Source organism: Cellulomonas sp. RIT-PI-Y (assembly GCF_025642745.1).
Classification (GTDB): domain Bacteria; phylum Actinomycetota; class Actinomycetes; order Actinomycetales; family Cellulomonadaceae; genus Cellulomonas.
The window spans coordinates 65,481-80,191 of record NZ_JANZKP010000001.1 but is presented as its reverse complement, the minus strand read 5'-3'; the positions used below and the strand labels follow the sequence as shown (position 1 = coordinate 80,191).

Here is a 14,711-nt window from a genome sequence, read left to right as displayed (position 1 = left end):
CGCACCGTGGTCCGGTGCGGATGAAGGAGGAGATGTGGCCCGAGCAGCCCAGCGCGGATCTGGACGCGCGCGCACCCAGTCGGGTGGCCAGCGACGACGTCCGGCACGTTCCGAGGAGGGGCTGATCCCGGTGCTCGCCGACGTCGCGCGGGATGTCGACCGTGCGGTGCAGCGACCGCCGACCCGGGCGAGCGTCCGGACCAAGTTCCAGGTGGTGGCGCTGCTGGTCCGTGAGGAGCGGGCGCGCGTGATGGCGGACTCCGCGATGTCGGCGGGCAAGCGCACCGAACAGCTCAAGCGGCTGGACGGCGTGGCGACCATGCTGGCCAAGACCGCGGTCCGGGACACCACGCTGCTGCAGCTGCTGGCCGAGGACGCGAAGGTCACCGATGCCGCGCGCGAGCTCAAGGCGACGCTGATGCGCGACGGCGGGCTGGAGGTGCCCGAGGAGCCGGAGCCCGCACAGCCCGAGGACCCGATCGCGCCGATCCAGGTGACGCCGGCCCGTGCGGTGCCGCAGTCGGTGATCGCCCGGCAGCTGGCGAACCCGTTCCTGGCACCCGACTTCGAGGCGGCCGCCGAGCGCGCCGCCGGGAAGGCCCGCCGGCTCGCGGGGTGGGAGCTGCTGGAGCCGCTGTTCCGGTCCTTCGAGCGGGCCGCGACCGGACAGCCGGCCTGCATGGCGCTGCCGCAGCCGGGATGGGTGTCCGCGCCGCTCGGCCGCACGCTGATGCCGCACCAGGCGCAGGTGGTCGAGGCGACCGCCCGAGGGCACCGCACCTTCCTGCTCGCCGACGAGCCGGGGCTCGGCAAGACCGCGCAGGCGCTGCTCGCCGCGCAGGCCGCGAACGCCTATCCGCTGCTGGTCGTGGTGCCGAACGTGGTCAAGACCAACTGGGCGCACGAGGTCGGTCTGTGGACGCCGCAGAAGCGGGTCACGGTCGTGCACGGCGACGGGGACAAGGTCGACGGCTTCGCTGACGTCGTGGTGGTCAACTACGAGATCCTGGACCGGCACGTCGGCTGGCTGGGCAGCTTCGGCTTCCGGGGGATGGTCGTCGACGAGGCGCACTTCATCAAGAACAAGTCCTCGCAGCGCTCGCAGCACGTGCTCGCGCTGTCCGAGCGGATCCGGGACCGTGCGTCCCGACCGCTGCTGATGGCGCTGACCGGCACCCCGCTGATCAACGACATCGAGGACTTCCGCGCGATCTGGCAGTTCCTCGGCTGGATCGACGACGAGAAGCCGTTGGGCCGTCTGATGACCGCCCTGGAGGACTCGGGCCTGAACCCGGCCGACTCGGGGTTCTACTCGGCCGCGCGGACGGCCGTGATCGACATGGGCATCGTCCGGCGGCGCAAGGTCGACGTGGTCGCGGACATCCCGGCCCGCCGGGTCGCGGATCTGCCGGTGGAGCTCGACGGCGCGGCAGCACGCTCGATCCGGGCCGCCGAGGCTGCACTGGCCGAGCGACTGGTCGGCCGGTACCGGGCGGCATCGGAGGCGCGTGGCGACACCAGCGTGGGCGGGGCGGTCGACCACGAGCTGGCACGCCGGGTCGCCGCGGGGGAGCTGAAGGACTCCAGCTCGAAGACCAGCGGCGAGAACGTCTTCACGATGGTGCGCCGGATCGGTCAGGCCAAGGCCGGGCTGGCCGCGGACTACGCCGCACAGCTGGCCCGCAACGTCGGCAAGGTGGTGTTCTTCGCCCGGCACGTGGACGTGATGGATCACGCCGAGCAGGTGTTCGCCGACCGGGGCATCCGGTTCGCGTCGATCCGCGGTGACCAGACCACCCGCACCCGGGACAAGAACGTCAAGGCGTTCGTGGAGGATCCCGAGGTCTCGATCGTGGTGTGCTCGCTGATGGCCGCCGGTGTGGGCCTGAACCTGCAGGTCGCGTCCAACCTGGTGCTGGCCGAGCTGTCCTGGACCGACGCCGAGCAGACCCAGGCGATCGACCGGATCCACCGGATCGGTCAGGACGAGCCGGTCACCGCGTGGCGGATCATCGCGGCGCAGACCATCGACTCCACGATCGCCGAGCTGATCGACAGCAAGTCGGCGCTCGCGGCCCGTGCGCTGGACGGGGCGGACGAGGAGGACGGGGCGTCGTCGACCGACGTGCAGCTGGAGGCGTTGGTCGGCCTGCTGGTGCAGGCGTTGGCGGCGGAGGCGGCGGGCTGAACCACCGAGTGGTGGCCCCCAGGGACCGGCGGTGACTGACCATCGACGGCTCCGGACCACTCATTCCCACCGGTGTCTGCCCTCAGTCGAGGCGTGTGACCACCTAGACGGGCCGATCGGGCCGATCCGGTCGCGTAGAACTGTTCCTGTCGGCGGGGCCCACTGCGGCTGATGGGCTCCGCCGACGCCATCACCCGAGTGGACGTGACCTCGCTCACCCGGCTCGGGGGTCGACCTGGCGAAACGCCGGAGCTCTGTGACCAGGCTGTGTGAACGCTCACCACGCTGGTTGACCCTTCAGCTTCTGTCGCGTCATAGTTCTCGGCAGACGGTGCGCGTCGCCTGCCCCCTGCGCGGCGCGCACTGTCCTCAGACCCCCGCGATCCGACGTCGAGCAGTGACGCTCCGTCCCGCCGGAAACATCCCCTTCGTCCCGGTTCGCACCTGGGAACTTCCGCATGATCACCCGGTGCGGCGGCGTGCCGCCGACTCACGGGCAGCCCCGGCGGTTAGCGTTCGGCGGGTGAATGTCCCCGCGCGCCGCAATCAGCAGCCGGAGGCCGATGACGTGACCCGTCCCGCCCCGGTCGAGGAAGCCCCGCAGCCCTCCGCCGCCGAGCTGGTGGCGCAGTCCCTCGCGGGCTGGAGGTCTGCCCTGGTGGAGGCCGCGGGCGGGTCGACGCTGGCCGACGTCGGTCTGCTCGGCGACGCCGCGCTGGATCTGACCGTGGCGCACCCCTCCGGGATCGCGCAGCTCTTCGCCGGGCGCTCCACCCGGCTGTCGAACCTGGTCCGCGAGGACGCGGCGCTGGGCTCCGCCCGTCGCCGGGCCCGGGCCGTGTCCGCACGCGCCGCGACCTACGCGCAGCAGTACGGCATCGCGCCGACCTACCTGGCGATCGGGCTGGCGAGCTGGACCGAGCGCACCACGCCGGACACCGCCACCGACGACGTCGCCGCGCTGGCCACCGCCACCCGGCCCGGGGTGAACGAGTCGGCGCAGCACGAGGAGCCGCCGGTCGGGCGCACCGTCCGGGCGCCCGTGCTGCTCCGCCCGGTGACCCTGCGCGCCCGCGGCACCGCCGAGAGCGACTACGAGCTCAGCCTGGAGCCCTCGCTGGAGGTCAACCCGGTGCTGGCCCGTGCCCTGCGCGGACGGGGTGCGCTGCTCGACCCGGGTGCGCTGGCCAGGAGTGCGTTCACCGGGTCGGGCTTCGACCCGCAGGACGCGCTGAACCGGCTGGGGTCGCTGGGCGCGGCCGTCCTGGAGGACTTCCAGCTCACCGACCGGATCGTGGTCGGCACCTTCGTGCACCCGGGGCAGGTGCTGGTCGACGACCTGGACCGGCTGTCCGCCGGGCTGGACCGGCACGAGCTGGTCGCCGCCCTGGCGGGTGCCGGGGACGAGGCCCTGCACGTCGACCTGCCCGCACCGGTGGTCGGCGACCGCGATCCCGCCACGGAGCGCGGCGTCGGCGACCTCGATCCCGCGCAGCAGCACGTGCTCGACGTGGTGGCGACCGGCGCGCACGTGTTCGTCGACGCGCCCGCGGACAGCGACGTGACCGGCACGGTGGCCGCGCTGGTGGCCGATGCCGCGGCGGCCGGCCGGACCGTGCTCTACGTGCCGGGCCACCGCCGCGCCGCGATCGCGCTGGCCGAGCGGCTCGACCGGCTCGGGGTCGGCGACGTGCTGCTGGACATCGCGCCGGACGCGGGCTGGCGGTCCGCCGCCGGCCGGCGACTGCTCGGCGCGATGACCCTGGAAGCGGACCCGGGCGACGCCGCCCGCACGGTGAGTCTGCGCTCGTCGCTGGTCGCGCACCGCGAACGCCTGCGCAACTACCTGTCCGGGCTGCACATCGCCCGGGAGCCCTGGGGGGTCTCCGCGTACGACGCCTTCCAGGCGCTGGCCGCCCTGACCGCCGCCCGCCCGACGCCGAGCACCACTGTCCGGCTGGACCCGGCCGTCGCGCGCGAGCTCGGGCCGGAGCGCCGCGCCCAGCTCGCCGACGCCCTGCGCGCCGCCGCGGAGGTGGGCGCCTTCACGCTCCGGCCGGTGGACACCCCCTGGTACGGCGCCGCGCTGGACACCGCGCAGCAGGCCCAGGAGACCTTGGACCGGGTGCGCCGACTGGCCGGTCCGGACGGTCTGGCGCTCCTGCAGCGCCGGATCGCCGAGGTCGCCGAGGCCACTGGTTTCACGCCCGCGACCTCCGCACAGGGCTGGGGTGAGCAGCTCACCGTGCTCGCGGGGGTGCGCGGGACCCTGGACGACTTCCAGCCGATCGTGTTCGAGCGCAGCGTCGCGGACCTGGTCGCCGCCACCGCCACCAAGGCCTGGCGCACCGAGCACGAGCAGCCGATGGGCTACTGGCTCCGGCGGCGGCTGAAGAAGCAGGCCAAGGACCTGCTGCGCCCGGGTCGCCACGTGGACGACCTGCACGCCGCGCTGGCCAACGCCCAGCACCAGCGCGAGGTCTGGCGCCGGCACTGCGCGGCCGGGGGCTGGCCGCAGCTGCCCGCCGGGATGGCGCAGATCGACGCCGAGTACCAGCGGCTGCGCGCCGACCTGGACGCGCTCGCCCCGGTGCTCGCCGGGACGCCCGAGGGCGGGGAACTGGCCTCGACCCCGGTGGCGCAGGTCGCCGAGCGGATGACCCGTCTGCTCGCCGGTGCCGACTCGCTGCCGGCCGTGCCCGAGCGCAGCCGTCTGGTGCGCGATCTGCAGGCCGCGGGCCTGGAGCCGCTGCTCTACGACCTGGCGGATCGCCGGGTCCCCGCCTGGCTGGTCGGACCGGAGCTGCTGCTCGCCTGGTGGAGCACCGTCTTCGAGCAGATCATCACCGCGGATCCCGCGCTCGCCGGGTACGACGGCCGCACGCTCGGCCGGTTGGTCTCCGAGTTCCGGCAGTTGGACCTGGCGCAGATCCAGGCCCTGGCCGGTCCGGTGCGTTCCCGGGCCGCGGGCCATTCCCGCACCGCGATGGAGCAGCACCCGGAGCAGACCGAGGCCCTGTTCGGCGAGCTGGTCGAGGACCGGTTCGGCGGCCTGCTGGAGGCGATGAGCCGGTACGGCGACGTCGCCCGCCGACTGCGTCCGGTGCTGGCCGCCGCGCCCATGCTGGTGCCGCAGGTGCTGCCCGCCACCCGCACCGTGGACCTGGTGGTCCTGGACGCCGCCGACCACCTGCCGGTGGAGGTGCTGCTGCCCGCGCTGGCCCGTGGTCGTCAGGTCGTCGTGATCGGCGATCCGCGCTGCGCCTCCGGCTCGGCCGTGCCCGAGCTGGCCGCCGTGCTGCCCCGGGTGGCTCTGCACGCCGACGGCTCCCGTCGCGACCCGTACCTGACCGCGTTCCTGGCCGGCCACGGGTACGCCGGGGTGCTCAGCCCCACGCCGTTGCCCTCCGAGGCGGCGGCGGTCGGCTTCCACCAGGTCGACGGCACCGGCATGCCCGACGACTCCGGCAGCGTGCAGAGCACCCGCGCCGAGGTCGACCGGGTGGTCGAGCTGGTCACCGAGCACGCCCTCACCCGTGCGGACGAGTCGCTCGCCGTGATCACGGCGTCCCCGCTGCACACCGCGCAGATCCGCGAGGCGGTGCTGTCCCAGGTCCGGGGGAATCCCGCTCTGGCCGCCGCCCTGGACGCCGGTCGGGCCGAGCCGTTCGTGGTCACCGATCTGACCTCGATCGCCGGGCTCCGCCGGGACGCCGTGGTGCTCTCGCCCGGCTTCGGTCGCACCCCGCACGGACGGGTCCTGCACCGGTTCGGGCCGATCAGCGACGAGGGCGGTGACGGGCTGCTGCTCGCCGCACTCGGGGTCACCCGGCACCGGCTCGACGTCGTCAGCTGCCTGACCTCCGACCAGCTCGACCGGGAGCGGCTGCGCGGCGAGGGCCCGAAGCTGTACGCCGACCTCCTGCAGTTCGCCGAGCGGCGAGCGGCCGGCGACGCCGACCTGCTGGTCGACCTCGCCCCGGCCGAGGCCGCCGACGACAGTGCCGCGGACGACGTGGCGCCGGCCGACGAGGCCGGCATCGAGTCCGGCCAGACCTCGATCGTCGAGGACGAGCCGACCGTGACCGACCGCCTGGTGGTCGATCTGGCCGAGCGGCTGTGGCGGCACGGCCTGGTCGTCGAGCTGGACCACGGCCTGCCGGGTGGGCTGCGCCTGCCGATGGCGGTCGGCCACCCGGACCTGCCCGGTCGGCTGCTGGTCGCCGTGCTCACCGACGACGAGGCCTATGTCCGCGAGCCCAGTGTCCGGGTCCGCGACCGGCAGGTGCCCGAGCGGCTGGAACGGCTCGGCTGGAGCGTCGTCCGGGTCTGGTCGGTGGCCGCGTTCATCGACCCCGATGCCGAGGTCGACCGGATCCGCCGTGCCGTGCACGCCGTCGCCGACCGCGAGGTCGACCGTGCCCGGGCCGGCCGGCAGCGCGCCATGCAACTGCTGCCCGACGTGCCCGTGGTGCACGCCACCGACCTGGAGGCTCCGACCGCCACCGGCGCGCTCGCCGTGATCGGCCTGCCCACCGACGCCGGGCTGCCGGTCGGCGGTGGGGCCAGGGACGGCGAACCGCCCGCGATGACCGCGCCGACCTGGACGGTCCCGGGCTTCGAGGCCCCGGGCGAGACCTCCGGAACCGGGGAGCAGTCGGCGGAGGCGTCCGGAGGTCGCCCCGCGACCGGTGCGGTCCCGGTGACCGACGCCCGCCCGGTGACCGGATCGGTGCCGGTCACCGGTTCCGGGTCCCAGGACGATGACTCCGCGAGGCCGCGGACCGGCACCGTCCCGGTGCTCGACGACGATCCGGCGCGACCCCGGACCGGGACCCTGCCGCTGATCGCGGCGGACATCCCCGGTGTGATGGAGGCGTCCGTGCCGATGACCGGCTCGCTGCCGGTCATCCCGAAGCCCGCGGCGACCGACGGCCCGGGCCCGCGTCCGGACGTCCGGCCGGGCCTGCCGATCAGCGCCTACTCCGACGACCAGCTGGACGAGCTGGTCGGCTGGATGCTGGCGGACGGGAACGAGCGGACCGCGTCCCAGCTCGCCGCGGAGCTCCGGCTGGAACTGGGCATCACCCGGCGCGGGTCGCGGGTCGACTCGGTGGTCTCGGCCGCGGTCCGGCGCGCGCTCGGCTGACCGGGGTTGCGGGCTCGGTCAGCCCCAGTGCGGCGGGACGTCCCGGATCAGGCGGTCGTCGTTGGACTCGCTCGGGCGGTCGCCCCAGCCGGTGTCGGAGTCGTCGGCTGAACGCCGGGGGGTGTCCGGGCCGAGGTCCTCGCCGCCGCGCCGGACGACGCGGCGGTGGCGCCTCGGGGCCGGCTGAGGTGGGGTGGGATCGGCTGACGGGCTCACCCGGCCATCATCCCACCGCAGTGCGGACGTGATGCGTCCGCAGCTCTCGGTCAGGCGCGGTGCGCGCCACCCGGGCTGCTGGGCGCCTCGGGGGTTCCGGGCGGCGGGGTCTGGTCGGTGTCGGCGCGCAGGGCAGCGCTGGACTGGGTGGCGAGCAGGTCGCGGATCTCCTGCAGCAGCAGGATGTCCTCCGAGGGACGCGCGGGCTCGGCCTCCTCGCCCTTCTTGCGGCGCTCGGCCAGCTTGTTCAGCGGCAGCACGATGAGGAAGTAGATCGCCGCGGCGGTGATCAGGAACTGCAGCGCGGCGTTCAGGATCACGCCGACATCGATCTTCGCGCCGTTCCGGCCGCTGATCACCCAGAGGCTCGAGATGTCGGGCTTGCCGAAGATCATGGCGATCAACGGCGCGATCAGCCCGTTCTGGATCGCGGTCACCACGCTTCCGAACGCGGCACCGATGACGACGCCGACGGCCAGCTCGATCGCGTTCCCGCGGGAGATGAAGTCCTTGAACCCCTGGAACACGGAGCCCAGGCCCTTCGCCCGGTCCCCGGCGGCCCGCAGGCCCTTGTTCACTGCGTCGCTCATCGCCCCTCGCTCCGATCGTCTCGCGGCTCTCGCCCGCATCATTCCACGAGGATCGCCGACAGGCCGGACGATGCGCTCGCGGCGCTGAGCTGCACGGCCTCGGCCGGATCGACGGCGAGCAGCAGGGGACCCGCCCCGTCGCCCGTCCCGCCGAGCAGGCCGCCGTCCGAGCCGGGGTCGGCTGCGGTGAGCACCAGTGCGCCGGTGGCGACGGTGGTGGGCGCGGCGCCGAGCGGAGCGCTGACCACGTCGATCCGGCGACCGGGGGCGAGCAGGGCGGCGGTGGCGTCGTCGGCGAACCGGACCGGGACGACCACGGTGCCGGGTGGACCGGTGGCGAGCGTGTCGGTGAGCAGGGACGGGACCACGGGCAGCCCGGTCGGCAGCGCGACGGCCGTGCGCGCACCGGTCAGCGCGGTGCGGTCGGCAGAACTCCCGGCGGGCAGCGCGGCGGTCGGCAGGGCGCGCAGGTCCAGATCCTCGGCGGCGAGGGTGGTCCCGGCGGGCAGGTCCCGCGCGGCGACCAGGACGGGGGTGTTCGGCGGGCCGGGGGAGCGCACCGCCTGGACGGTGAGGACGGCGGCCACAGCCGTCAGGACGGCGGCGGTGGGTCGGCGGAGCCGCCAGAGGAGCAGGCGCGCGCGGGGGCTGCGGAGCAGCGACCCGTGCGGGTCGTTCCTCCGGTCTCCGTCGTGCGGGGGACGAGGCATGAGCCGGACGCTAGGGACACGGCCCGGCTCCTGTCCGGACAGCGCACAACCCCTGGGGACCACGGAGGTCCCGCAGGGGTTGTGGACAGGTGGACGCCCCGGGAATCCCGGGGTCGGTCTCAGCCCGCCGCGGGTGCGGAGCTGGCGGACGAGCTGCTCGACCCGCCGCCGGCGGACGTGCCGCTCGACGTCGAGCCGGAGGACGACGAGGAGCCGGAGGACGACGTCGAGCTGGACGAATCCGAGCCGGACGCGCCGGCCCCGGTCGACGCGGTGCCGCTGCCCGACTTCGCGGGGGCACTGCTCGACGTGGAGCCGGACCGCGAGTCGGTGCGGTAGAAGCCCGACCCCTTGAACACCACACCGACGCTGGAGAACAGCTTGCGGAGCTTGCCGCCGCAGTTCGGGCACTCGGTCAGGGCGTCGTCGCTGAACGACTGGTGGATGTCGAAGGAGTGGCCGCACTCGGTGCAGGTATAGGCGTAGGTCGGCACTGCTCGTCTCCCGGGAGATCAACTGGCCGGGGTTGGCACTCCCGGCGTCCGAGTGCCAATGATACGCACCCGGTCCAGTGTCGTTGAGCAGCGCGATCAGTGCGGCAGCGGGCGCCAGCCCTCCGCGGTCGCGACCATGTCGACCGGCCGGTCGTGCTGTTCCCGGGGCAGGGGGCGGGTCGCGGCGTCGTAGACCTCCTCGGGGAAGACCAGCGCGACGACCGGGACACCGGGCCGGGCGTGTTGCAGGGCACGGTCGTACCAGCCGCCGCCCTGGCCGAGCCGGGTTCCGGAGGTGTCGACGGCGAGGGCGGGGGCCAGGATCAGGTCCGCCCGGGACAAGCCCTCGGCGCCGAGCGACGGGGTGCCGGGCTCCGGGGGCCGGCCGGGGGCGCGCTGCACCAGGTCTTCGGGACCGGCGTAGGCCGCCCACTCCCGGGACAGGCCGGCGCCGAGCACCGGGAGCAGGACCTCGATGCCGCGCGCGGACAGCATCTCCAGGACGGCGGTGGTGTCCGGCTCGGACGGGCGGGCGCTGTAGGCGGCGACGCAACGGGCCTGGTCGAGGCCGGGCAGGGTGCTGACGACCTCGGCCAGTGCCGTGGCGGCCCGAGCGCGTTGACGGGGCGAGGTGTCCTGGCGAGCGGCGCGCAGCATCGCGCGGAACTCGTCCTTGGTGTCCGTGACGTCCCCGCCGTCCTGGGCGGGCGGATAGGGCTGAGCAGCGGCGCACATGTGTCCAGTGTCGCAAACAATCGATTGGCCGGGCAGGACCAATGGTGTGCCGTTAGCCTCCCGACATGGCGATCCACAAGGCAGTCATTCCCGCAGCCGGACTCGGCACCCGATTCCTTCCCGCCACCAAGGCCACCCCCAAGGAGATGCTCCCGGTGGTGGACCAGCCGGCGATCCAGTACGTGGTGGAGGAGGCCTCCGCCGCAGGTCTGGACGACGTGCTGATCATCACCGGCCGGAACAAGGGCTCCATCGAGGACCATTTCGACTCCGCGCCGGAGGTCGAGCGCGCGCTGGAGAAGAAGGGCGACCAGGCCCGGCTGGACGCGGTCCGCAGGTCCACCGACCTCGGGCACGTGCACTTCGTCCGCCAGGGTGAGCCGAAAGGCCTGGGGCATGCCGTGCTGCAGGCGGCCGACCACGTGGGCGACGAGCCCTTCGCCGTCCTGCTCGGCGACGACCTGATCGATGCCCGTGACCCGTTGCTGCCCACCATGATCGAGCTGCAGGAGCGCACCGGCGGTTCGGTGATCGCCCTGCTCGAGGTCGATCCCGCGCAGATCTCGCTGTACGGCGTCGCCGAGGTGGAGGCGATCGACGGCGGCGACGACCCCGACCAGGTGCGGGTGACCGCGCTGGTGGAGAAGCCCCCGGTGGACGAGGCGCCGAGCAACCTGGCGATCATCGGCCGGTACGTGCTCAGCCCGGCCGCCTTCGACGTGCTGCGGCGGACCGACCCGGGTCGGGGCGGGGAGATCCAGCTGACCGATGCGCTGGCCGAGCTGGCGAATCTGCCGGCCGAGCAGGGCGGCGGTGTGTACGGCGTGGTGTTCCGGGGCCGGCGCTACGACACCGGCGACCGTCTGGACTACCTGAAGGCGACCGTGCGGCTGGCCGTGGACCGGGAGGATCTGGGCCCGGACTTCCGCGGTTGGCTGGTCGAGTACGTGGACGGCCTGCGCGGCTGACCCGATGACGCCCACCGGGGCGTGCAGAATGCGGACATGAGATCCGTCCAGGACCAGTTGGCCGCCGTGCTCGCCGCGGTGGGACCGGTGGCACCGCTCGACGTGGTGCTGACCGACGCCTCCGGCACGATCCTGGCCGAGGACCTGATCGCCTCGGTGGACGTCCCCGCGACCCCGCTCGCCGCCTGCGACGGGTACGCGGTGTCCACCGCGGACCTGCACGGCGCCGACCCGGACGCCGCGCCGGTGCTGCCCGTGGTGCACGACGTCCCGGCCGGGGCGCCGTCGGTGCTGCGGCTGGCACCGGGGCAGGCGGTACGGATCGCGTCCGGCGGTCCGGTGCCCGCCGGTGCGGACGCGGTGGTCGCCTCCGAGCAGACCGACCGCGGCGACGTGCGGGTGACCCTGACCCGGATCCCCGCGCCGGGGGAGAACATCCGGCCGACCGCGGTGGACGTGGCGGCGGGGCAGGTGGCGCTCGCGGGCGGCATCCGGCTCGGAGCCCGGCAGTTGGCGGTGGCGGCGGCGCTCGGTCGTCGACGCCTGCGGGTGCACCCGGCGCCACGGGTGGTGATCGTGTCCATCGGCTCCGAGCTGGTCGAGCCGGGAGCGCCCGGACGGGACGGCGGGGTCTACGAGTCTGCGGGCCACGCGCTGGAGGTGGCGGTCCGGGACATCGGCGGCACGCCGGTGCGGGTCGGGGCGGTCTCGGACGACCGCGCGCTGCTGCGCGAGGCGCTGGAGGACCAGCTGGTCCGGGCGGACGTGCTGGTGACCACCGGCGGACTCTCCGAGTACGCGCAGGACACCCTGGCCGACGTGCTCGCCCCGCTGGGGACGGTGCGCTTCGACCACGTGGCGATGACGCCGGGCTTCCGCCAGGGCTTCGGCACCGTGGGCGGCGGGTCCGGGGCGGTGCCGTTCTTCGCCCTGCCCGGCCACCCGGTGGCGTCGATGGTGGGCTTCGAGCTGTTCGTGCGACCGGCGCTGCGGGCGATGGCCGGGCACACCGACCTGTTCCGCCCGTCGGTGCGGGCGGTGGCCGACCAGGGCTGGGCCTCTCCGGCCGGGGTCCGGCAGTTCGTGCCGGTGGCCGTCTCCGGATCGCCGACCGAGGGCTACCGGATGACGCCGGTGGGCGACCCGGCGCAGTGGTCGATCGGGGGCCTGGCACGGGCGAACGCACTGGCAGTGGTGGGGGAGCAGGACACCGCGATCGAGCCCGGGCAGTCAGTGCCCTGCCTGGTGCTGGAGGGGTGATGCCGTCCCGGACCTGGCCGGTGGAACTGCGTGAGGGCGAGATCCTGCTCCGGCCGCTCCGGCGCCACGACGAGGTGGCCTGGATGCGGCTGCGTGCGCTGAACGCGAACTGGCTGGTGCGGTGGGACGCGACGTCCCCGGTGCCGGTGGGCGGTCGGCGGCCGACCTTCGGGCAGTTCGTGCGGACACTGGACCGGCAAGCGCGGGAGGGCAGCTCGTTGCCGTTCGCGGTGGAGTTCGCCGGGGAGCTGGTCGGGCAGCTGACCGTCTCCAGCATCACCTACGGTTCGCTGCACTCGGCGTCGATCGGCTACTGGGTGTCCGAGCACGTCGCCGGGCAGGGGATCATCCCGACCGCGGTGGCGATGGCGACCGATCACAGCTTCGGTCCGCTGGGGCTGCACCGGGTGGAGATCAACATCCGGCCGGAGAACGCCCCGTCCCTGCGAGTGGTGCAGAAGCTGGGCTTCCGCGACGAGGGTGTGCGCGAGCGGTACCTGCACATCCAGGGGGCGTGGTGCGACCACCGGACGTTCGCGCTCACCACCGAGGACGTGCCCGCCGGCCTGCTGGCCCGCTGGCGGCGCACGCAGGCGGTCCAGGACTGAACTACACGCGTGTGATTACCCCGTCGACACGCCGCCGGGGCTCCGGCGGAGCGGCGTGTCGTCCACCTACCGTCAGGGGGTGTACGCATTCGCCGGGCCCGCCGTCCTCGCGGTGATCGCCCTGTGGATCGCGTACCTGGTGCCGCACAAGCTGCGGCACCGGCAACAGATGCTCGAGTCGCGGACCGAGGACAGGTACTCGGCGGCGTTGCGGGTGCTGGCCGTCAGCGGCCCGGTCGGGTCGCGACGACGGCTCCGCGCCGACAACGTGGCCCGGGGGATCCGTCCGGACTGCGGGTCGCCACAGAAGAGGACCGCCCTGTTGAACCGGGGCACCGGAGCCCCGATCGGGAACGAGGGACGCGACATGGACCGACCGCACACCACGGCGGAGGGCATGGGGGCCGACGCTGCCCGGAAGGTCGCGCAGCTCAAGGCCGCACACGCCGCCGCCACCGCGCGCCGGGGCGCCGCCGCCCGTCGCCGGGGGGCCCTGGCCGGCTCGCTCACCGTGCTCACCGTCGTCAGCTGGATCGTCGGCGCGGTCACCGCGGTCCCGCTGCTGGTCGCGCTGATCCCCACGGCGCTGCTCGGCTCCGTCCTGGTGCTCGGTCGTCGGGCAGTGGTGCAGGGCGCCGCGGCCGAGGTCGAGTGGCAGCGCCGGATCGTCGAGGCCGCGACCCCCGTGGTGCGGACCCCGCGACCGGGTCGGGTCGGCGCGTCGGGCCACGCGGTGCGGGCCTCGATCGACGCGACCCAGGCGATGCCCCGGGTGGACGACCGGAGCTCCACGAAGAAGGTCACCGACGCCGACGCGACCTGGACGCCGGTGGACGTGCCCCGTCCGACCTACACCACCAAGCCGCGTGCCCCCCGTCGCGAGCCCGCGCCGCTGGGTGAGGTCGAGGGGTCCACCGCCGTGCGCCCGGCCCGGACGACGGAGCGGTCCACCGGCACCGAGTCCGCCGGGTCCGGGGCGCGGGAGGCGACCGAGGCGCCGCCCGCGACCGCGACGCCGGAACCCGCCACCGCCCGGGCCACCGCCGACGTCGCCGCCGCGCAGGCCTCTCCCGACCCGGCCGCCGACCCGGGCGAGCCGACCACCGCGCGTCGGGTGGACGGCGCGGCCGACCCGGCGGCCCCCGCCGTGGCGACCGCACCGGCCGAGGAGCCCAGCGGGTCCATCGACCTCAACGCCGTCCTGGCCCGCCGTCGCGCGGCCGGGGAGTGACGGCGGGCGATGTCGTGGAGCACCCCGTGCGGGTGCTAGGCTGATCACCGCTTCGCGGGGCTATGGCGCAGTTGGTAGCGCGTCTCGTTCGCAATGAGAAGGTCGGGGGTTCGAATCCCCCTAGCTCCACCCGCAGTCGAAGGCCCGGAACCGAGGTTCCGGGCCTTCGTTGTTCCCTCGAGCCGATCGGTGATACTGAATTCCATGACCTCCCTCTCCGCCGGTGACGAGGCCGGCACGATCCGGTCCGACGACGCCCAGTCGCACCGGCTGGTGATGACCGGCGAGGTGGACCTCGCGGTGGTGACCCGGCTGCGCACGCTGCTGGGGGTCGGCGACGACCCGGTGCGGCTCGCGGCGGCGTTGGACGGGGTGCGCGAGATCGACATGACCGAGGTGACCTTCGCGGACTCCTCCGCGCTCGGGGTGATCGGCGCGCTGGTGCTGGCCCGGCAGCGGACGGGTGCGGAGCCGTTGACCGTGATCGGGGCGCGCCCCACGGTGCGTTCGGTGCTGGAGATCAGCGGGATGCTGCCCCTCCTCGACCTGCGCTGAGCCGGTG

At 74.3% G+C, this 14,711-nt stretch carries 12 protein-coding genes, 1 tRNA gene and 1 pseudogene; 9 read left to right on the top strand and 5 right to left on the bottom strand.

The window, feature by feature from the left end; genetic code table 11:
• Window positions 1-34 precede the first annotated feature (34 nt).
• On the top strand, window positions 35-2,188 hold the full coding sequence (locus OGL89_RS00370) for a DEAD/DEAH box helicase (protein WP_263117805.1): 2,154 nt from the start codon (window positions 35-37) through the stop codon (window positions 2,186-2,188).
• A 523-nt stretch (window positions 2,189-2,711) separates the two neighbouring features.
• Window positions 2,712-7,337 (top strand): hypothetical protein, encoded by a 4,626-nt coding sequence (locus OGL89_RS17060; RefSeq protein WP_263117804.1) that lies wholly within the window; start codon window positions 2,712-2,714, stop codon window positions 7,335-7,337.
• Between the two features lie 18 nt (window positions 7,338-7,355).
• Here OGL89_RS17060 and OGL89_RS00360 read toward each other — a convergent pair whose 3' ends face one another.
• The 3 genes from OGL89_RS00360 to OGL89_RS00350 are packed head-to-tail and all read right to left on the bottom strand — an operon-like array spanning window position 7,356 to window position 8,853.
• Entirely contained in the window at window positions 7,356-7,553 is a 198-nt protein-coding gene (locus tag OGL89_RS00360; protein ID WP_263117803.1) for a hypothetical protein, read from the bottom strand.
• A 50-nt stretch (window positions 7,554-7,603) separates the two neighbouring features.
• Entirely contained in the window at window positions 7,604-8,143 is a 540-nt protein-coding gene (mscL, locus tag OGL89_RS00355; RefSeq protein WP_263117801.1) for a large conductance mechanosensitive channel protein MscL, read from the bottom strand.
• 38 nt (window positions 8,144-8,181) lie between these two features.
• Entirely contained in the window at window positions 8,182-8,853 is a 672-nt protein-coding gene (locus tag OGL89_RS00350) for an SAF domain-containing protein (RefSeq protein WP_263117800.1), read from the bottom strand.
• Between the two features lie 81 nt (window positions 8,854-8,934).
• Between OGL89_RS00350 and OGL89_RS17055 the strand changes: the two genes are divergently transcribed.
• The gene (locus OGL89_RS17055) at window positions 8,935-9,192 is read left to right on the top strand and encodes a hypothetical protein (RefSeq protein WP_346770648.1); all 258 of its coding nucleotides are present in this window, start codon (window positions 8,935-8,937) and stop codon (window positions 9,190-9,192) included.
• A gap of 14 nt (window positions 9,193-9,206) precedes the next feature.
• Here OGL89_RS17055 and OGL89_RS17050 read toward each other — a convergent pair.
• Both OGL89_RS17050 and OGL89_RS00340 read right to left on the bottom strand, forming a co-directional pair.
• Window positions 9,207-9,347, bottom strand: a pseudogene (locus tag OGL89_RS17050) (FmdB family zinc ribbon protein); the annotation flags it as partial.
• Between the two features lie 96 nt (window positions 9,348-9,443).
• Window positions 9,444-10,082, bottom strand: a complete 639-nt coding sequence (locus tag OGL89_RS00340; protein WP_263117798.1) for a 5-formyltetrahydrofolate cyclo-ligase — start codon at window positions 10,080-10,082, stop codon at window positions 9,444-9,446.
• A 65-nt stretch (window positions 10,083-10,147) separates the two neighbouring features.
• On the opposite strand from OGL89_RS00340, the gene galU reads away from it, so the two are divergent.
• The 6 genes from galU (at window position 10,148) to OGL89_RS00310 (ending at window position 14,704) form a co-directional block, all read left to right on the top strand.
• Entirely contained in the window at window positions 10,148-11,050 is a 903-nt protein-coding gene (galU, locus tag OGL89_RS00335) for a UTP--glucose-1-phosphate uridylyltransferase GalU (protein ID WP_263117797.1), read from the top strand.
• A gap of 36 nt (window positions 11,051-11,086) precedes the next feature.
• Complete coding sequence (gene glp, locus OGL89_RS00330; protein ID WP_263117796.1) at window positions 11,087-12,310, top strand: gephyrin-like molybdotransferase Glp; 1,224 nt, start codon at window positions 11,087-11,089, stop codon at window positions 12,308-12,310.
• Window positions 12,310-12,918: a GNAT family protein gene (locus tag OGL89_RS00325; protein WP_263117795.1), complete on the top strand. Its 609-nt coding sequence runs from the start codon at window positions 12,310-12,312 to the stop codon at window positions 12,916-12,918. The genes glp and OGL89_RS00325 overlap by 1 nt, the downstream gene beginning before the upstream one ends.
• A 79-nt stretch (window positions 12,919-12,997) precedes the next feature.
• On the top strand, window positions 12,998-14,149 hold the full coding sequence (locus OGL89_RS00320; protein WP_263117794.1) for a hypothetical protein: 1,152 nt from the start codon (window positions 12,998-13,000) through the stop codon (window positions 14,147-14,149).
• Window positions 14,150-14,205: 56 nt separating this feature from the next.
• Window positions 14,206-14,278, top strand: a tRNA-Ala gene (locus OGL89_RS00315).
• Between the two features lie 75 nt (window positions 14,279-14,353).
• Window positions 14,354-14,704: an STAS domain-containing protein gene (locus OGL89_RS00310; protein ID WP_263117793.1), complete on the top strand. Its 351-nt coding sequence runs from the start codon at window positions 14,354-14,356 to the stop codon at window positions 14,702-14,704.
• Window positions 14,705-14,711: the final 7 nt, after the last annotated feature.

Coding starts and splice junctions, on each gene's coding strand:
- mscL (WP_263117801.1), bottom strand. CDS start 8,143: ATGAGCGACGCAGTGAACAAGGGCCTGCGGGCCGCCGGGGACCGGGCG.
- OGL89_RS00350 (WP_263117800.1), bottom strand. CDS start 8,853: ATGCCTCGTCCCCCGCACGACGGAGACCGGAGGAACGACCCGCACGGG.
- OGL89_RS00340 (WP_263117798.1), bottom strand. CDS start 10,082: ATGTGCGCCGCTGCTCAGCCCTATCCGCCCGCCCAGGACGGCGGGGAC.
- galU (WP_263117797.1), top strand. CDS start 10,148: ATGGCGATCCACAAGGCAGTCATTCCCGCAGCCGGACTCGGCACCCGA.
- glp (WP_263117796.1), top strand. CDS start 11,087: ATGAGATCCGTCCAGGACCAGTTGGCCGCCGTGCTCGCCGCGGTGGGA.
- OGL89_RS00325 (WP_263117795.1), top strand. CDS start 12,310: ATGCCGTCCCGGACCTGGCCGGTGGAACTGCGTGAGGGCGAGATCCTG.
- OGL89_RS00310 (WP_263117793.1), top strand. CDS start 14,354: ATGACCTCCCTCTCCGCCGGTGACGAGGCCGGCACGATCCGGTCCGAC.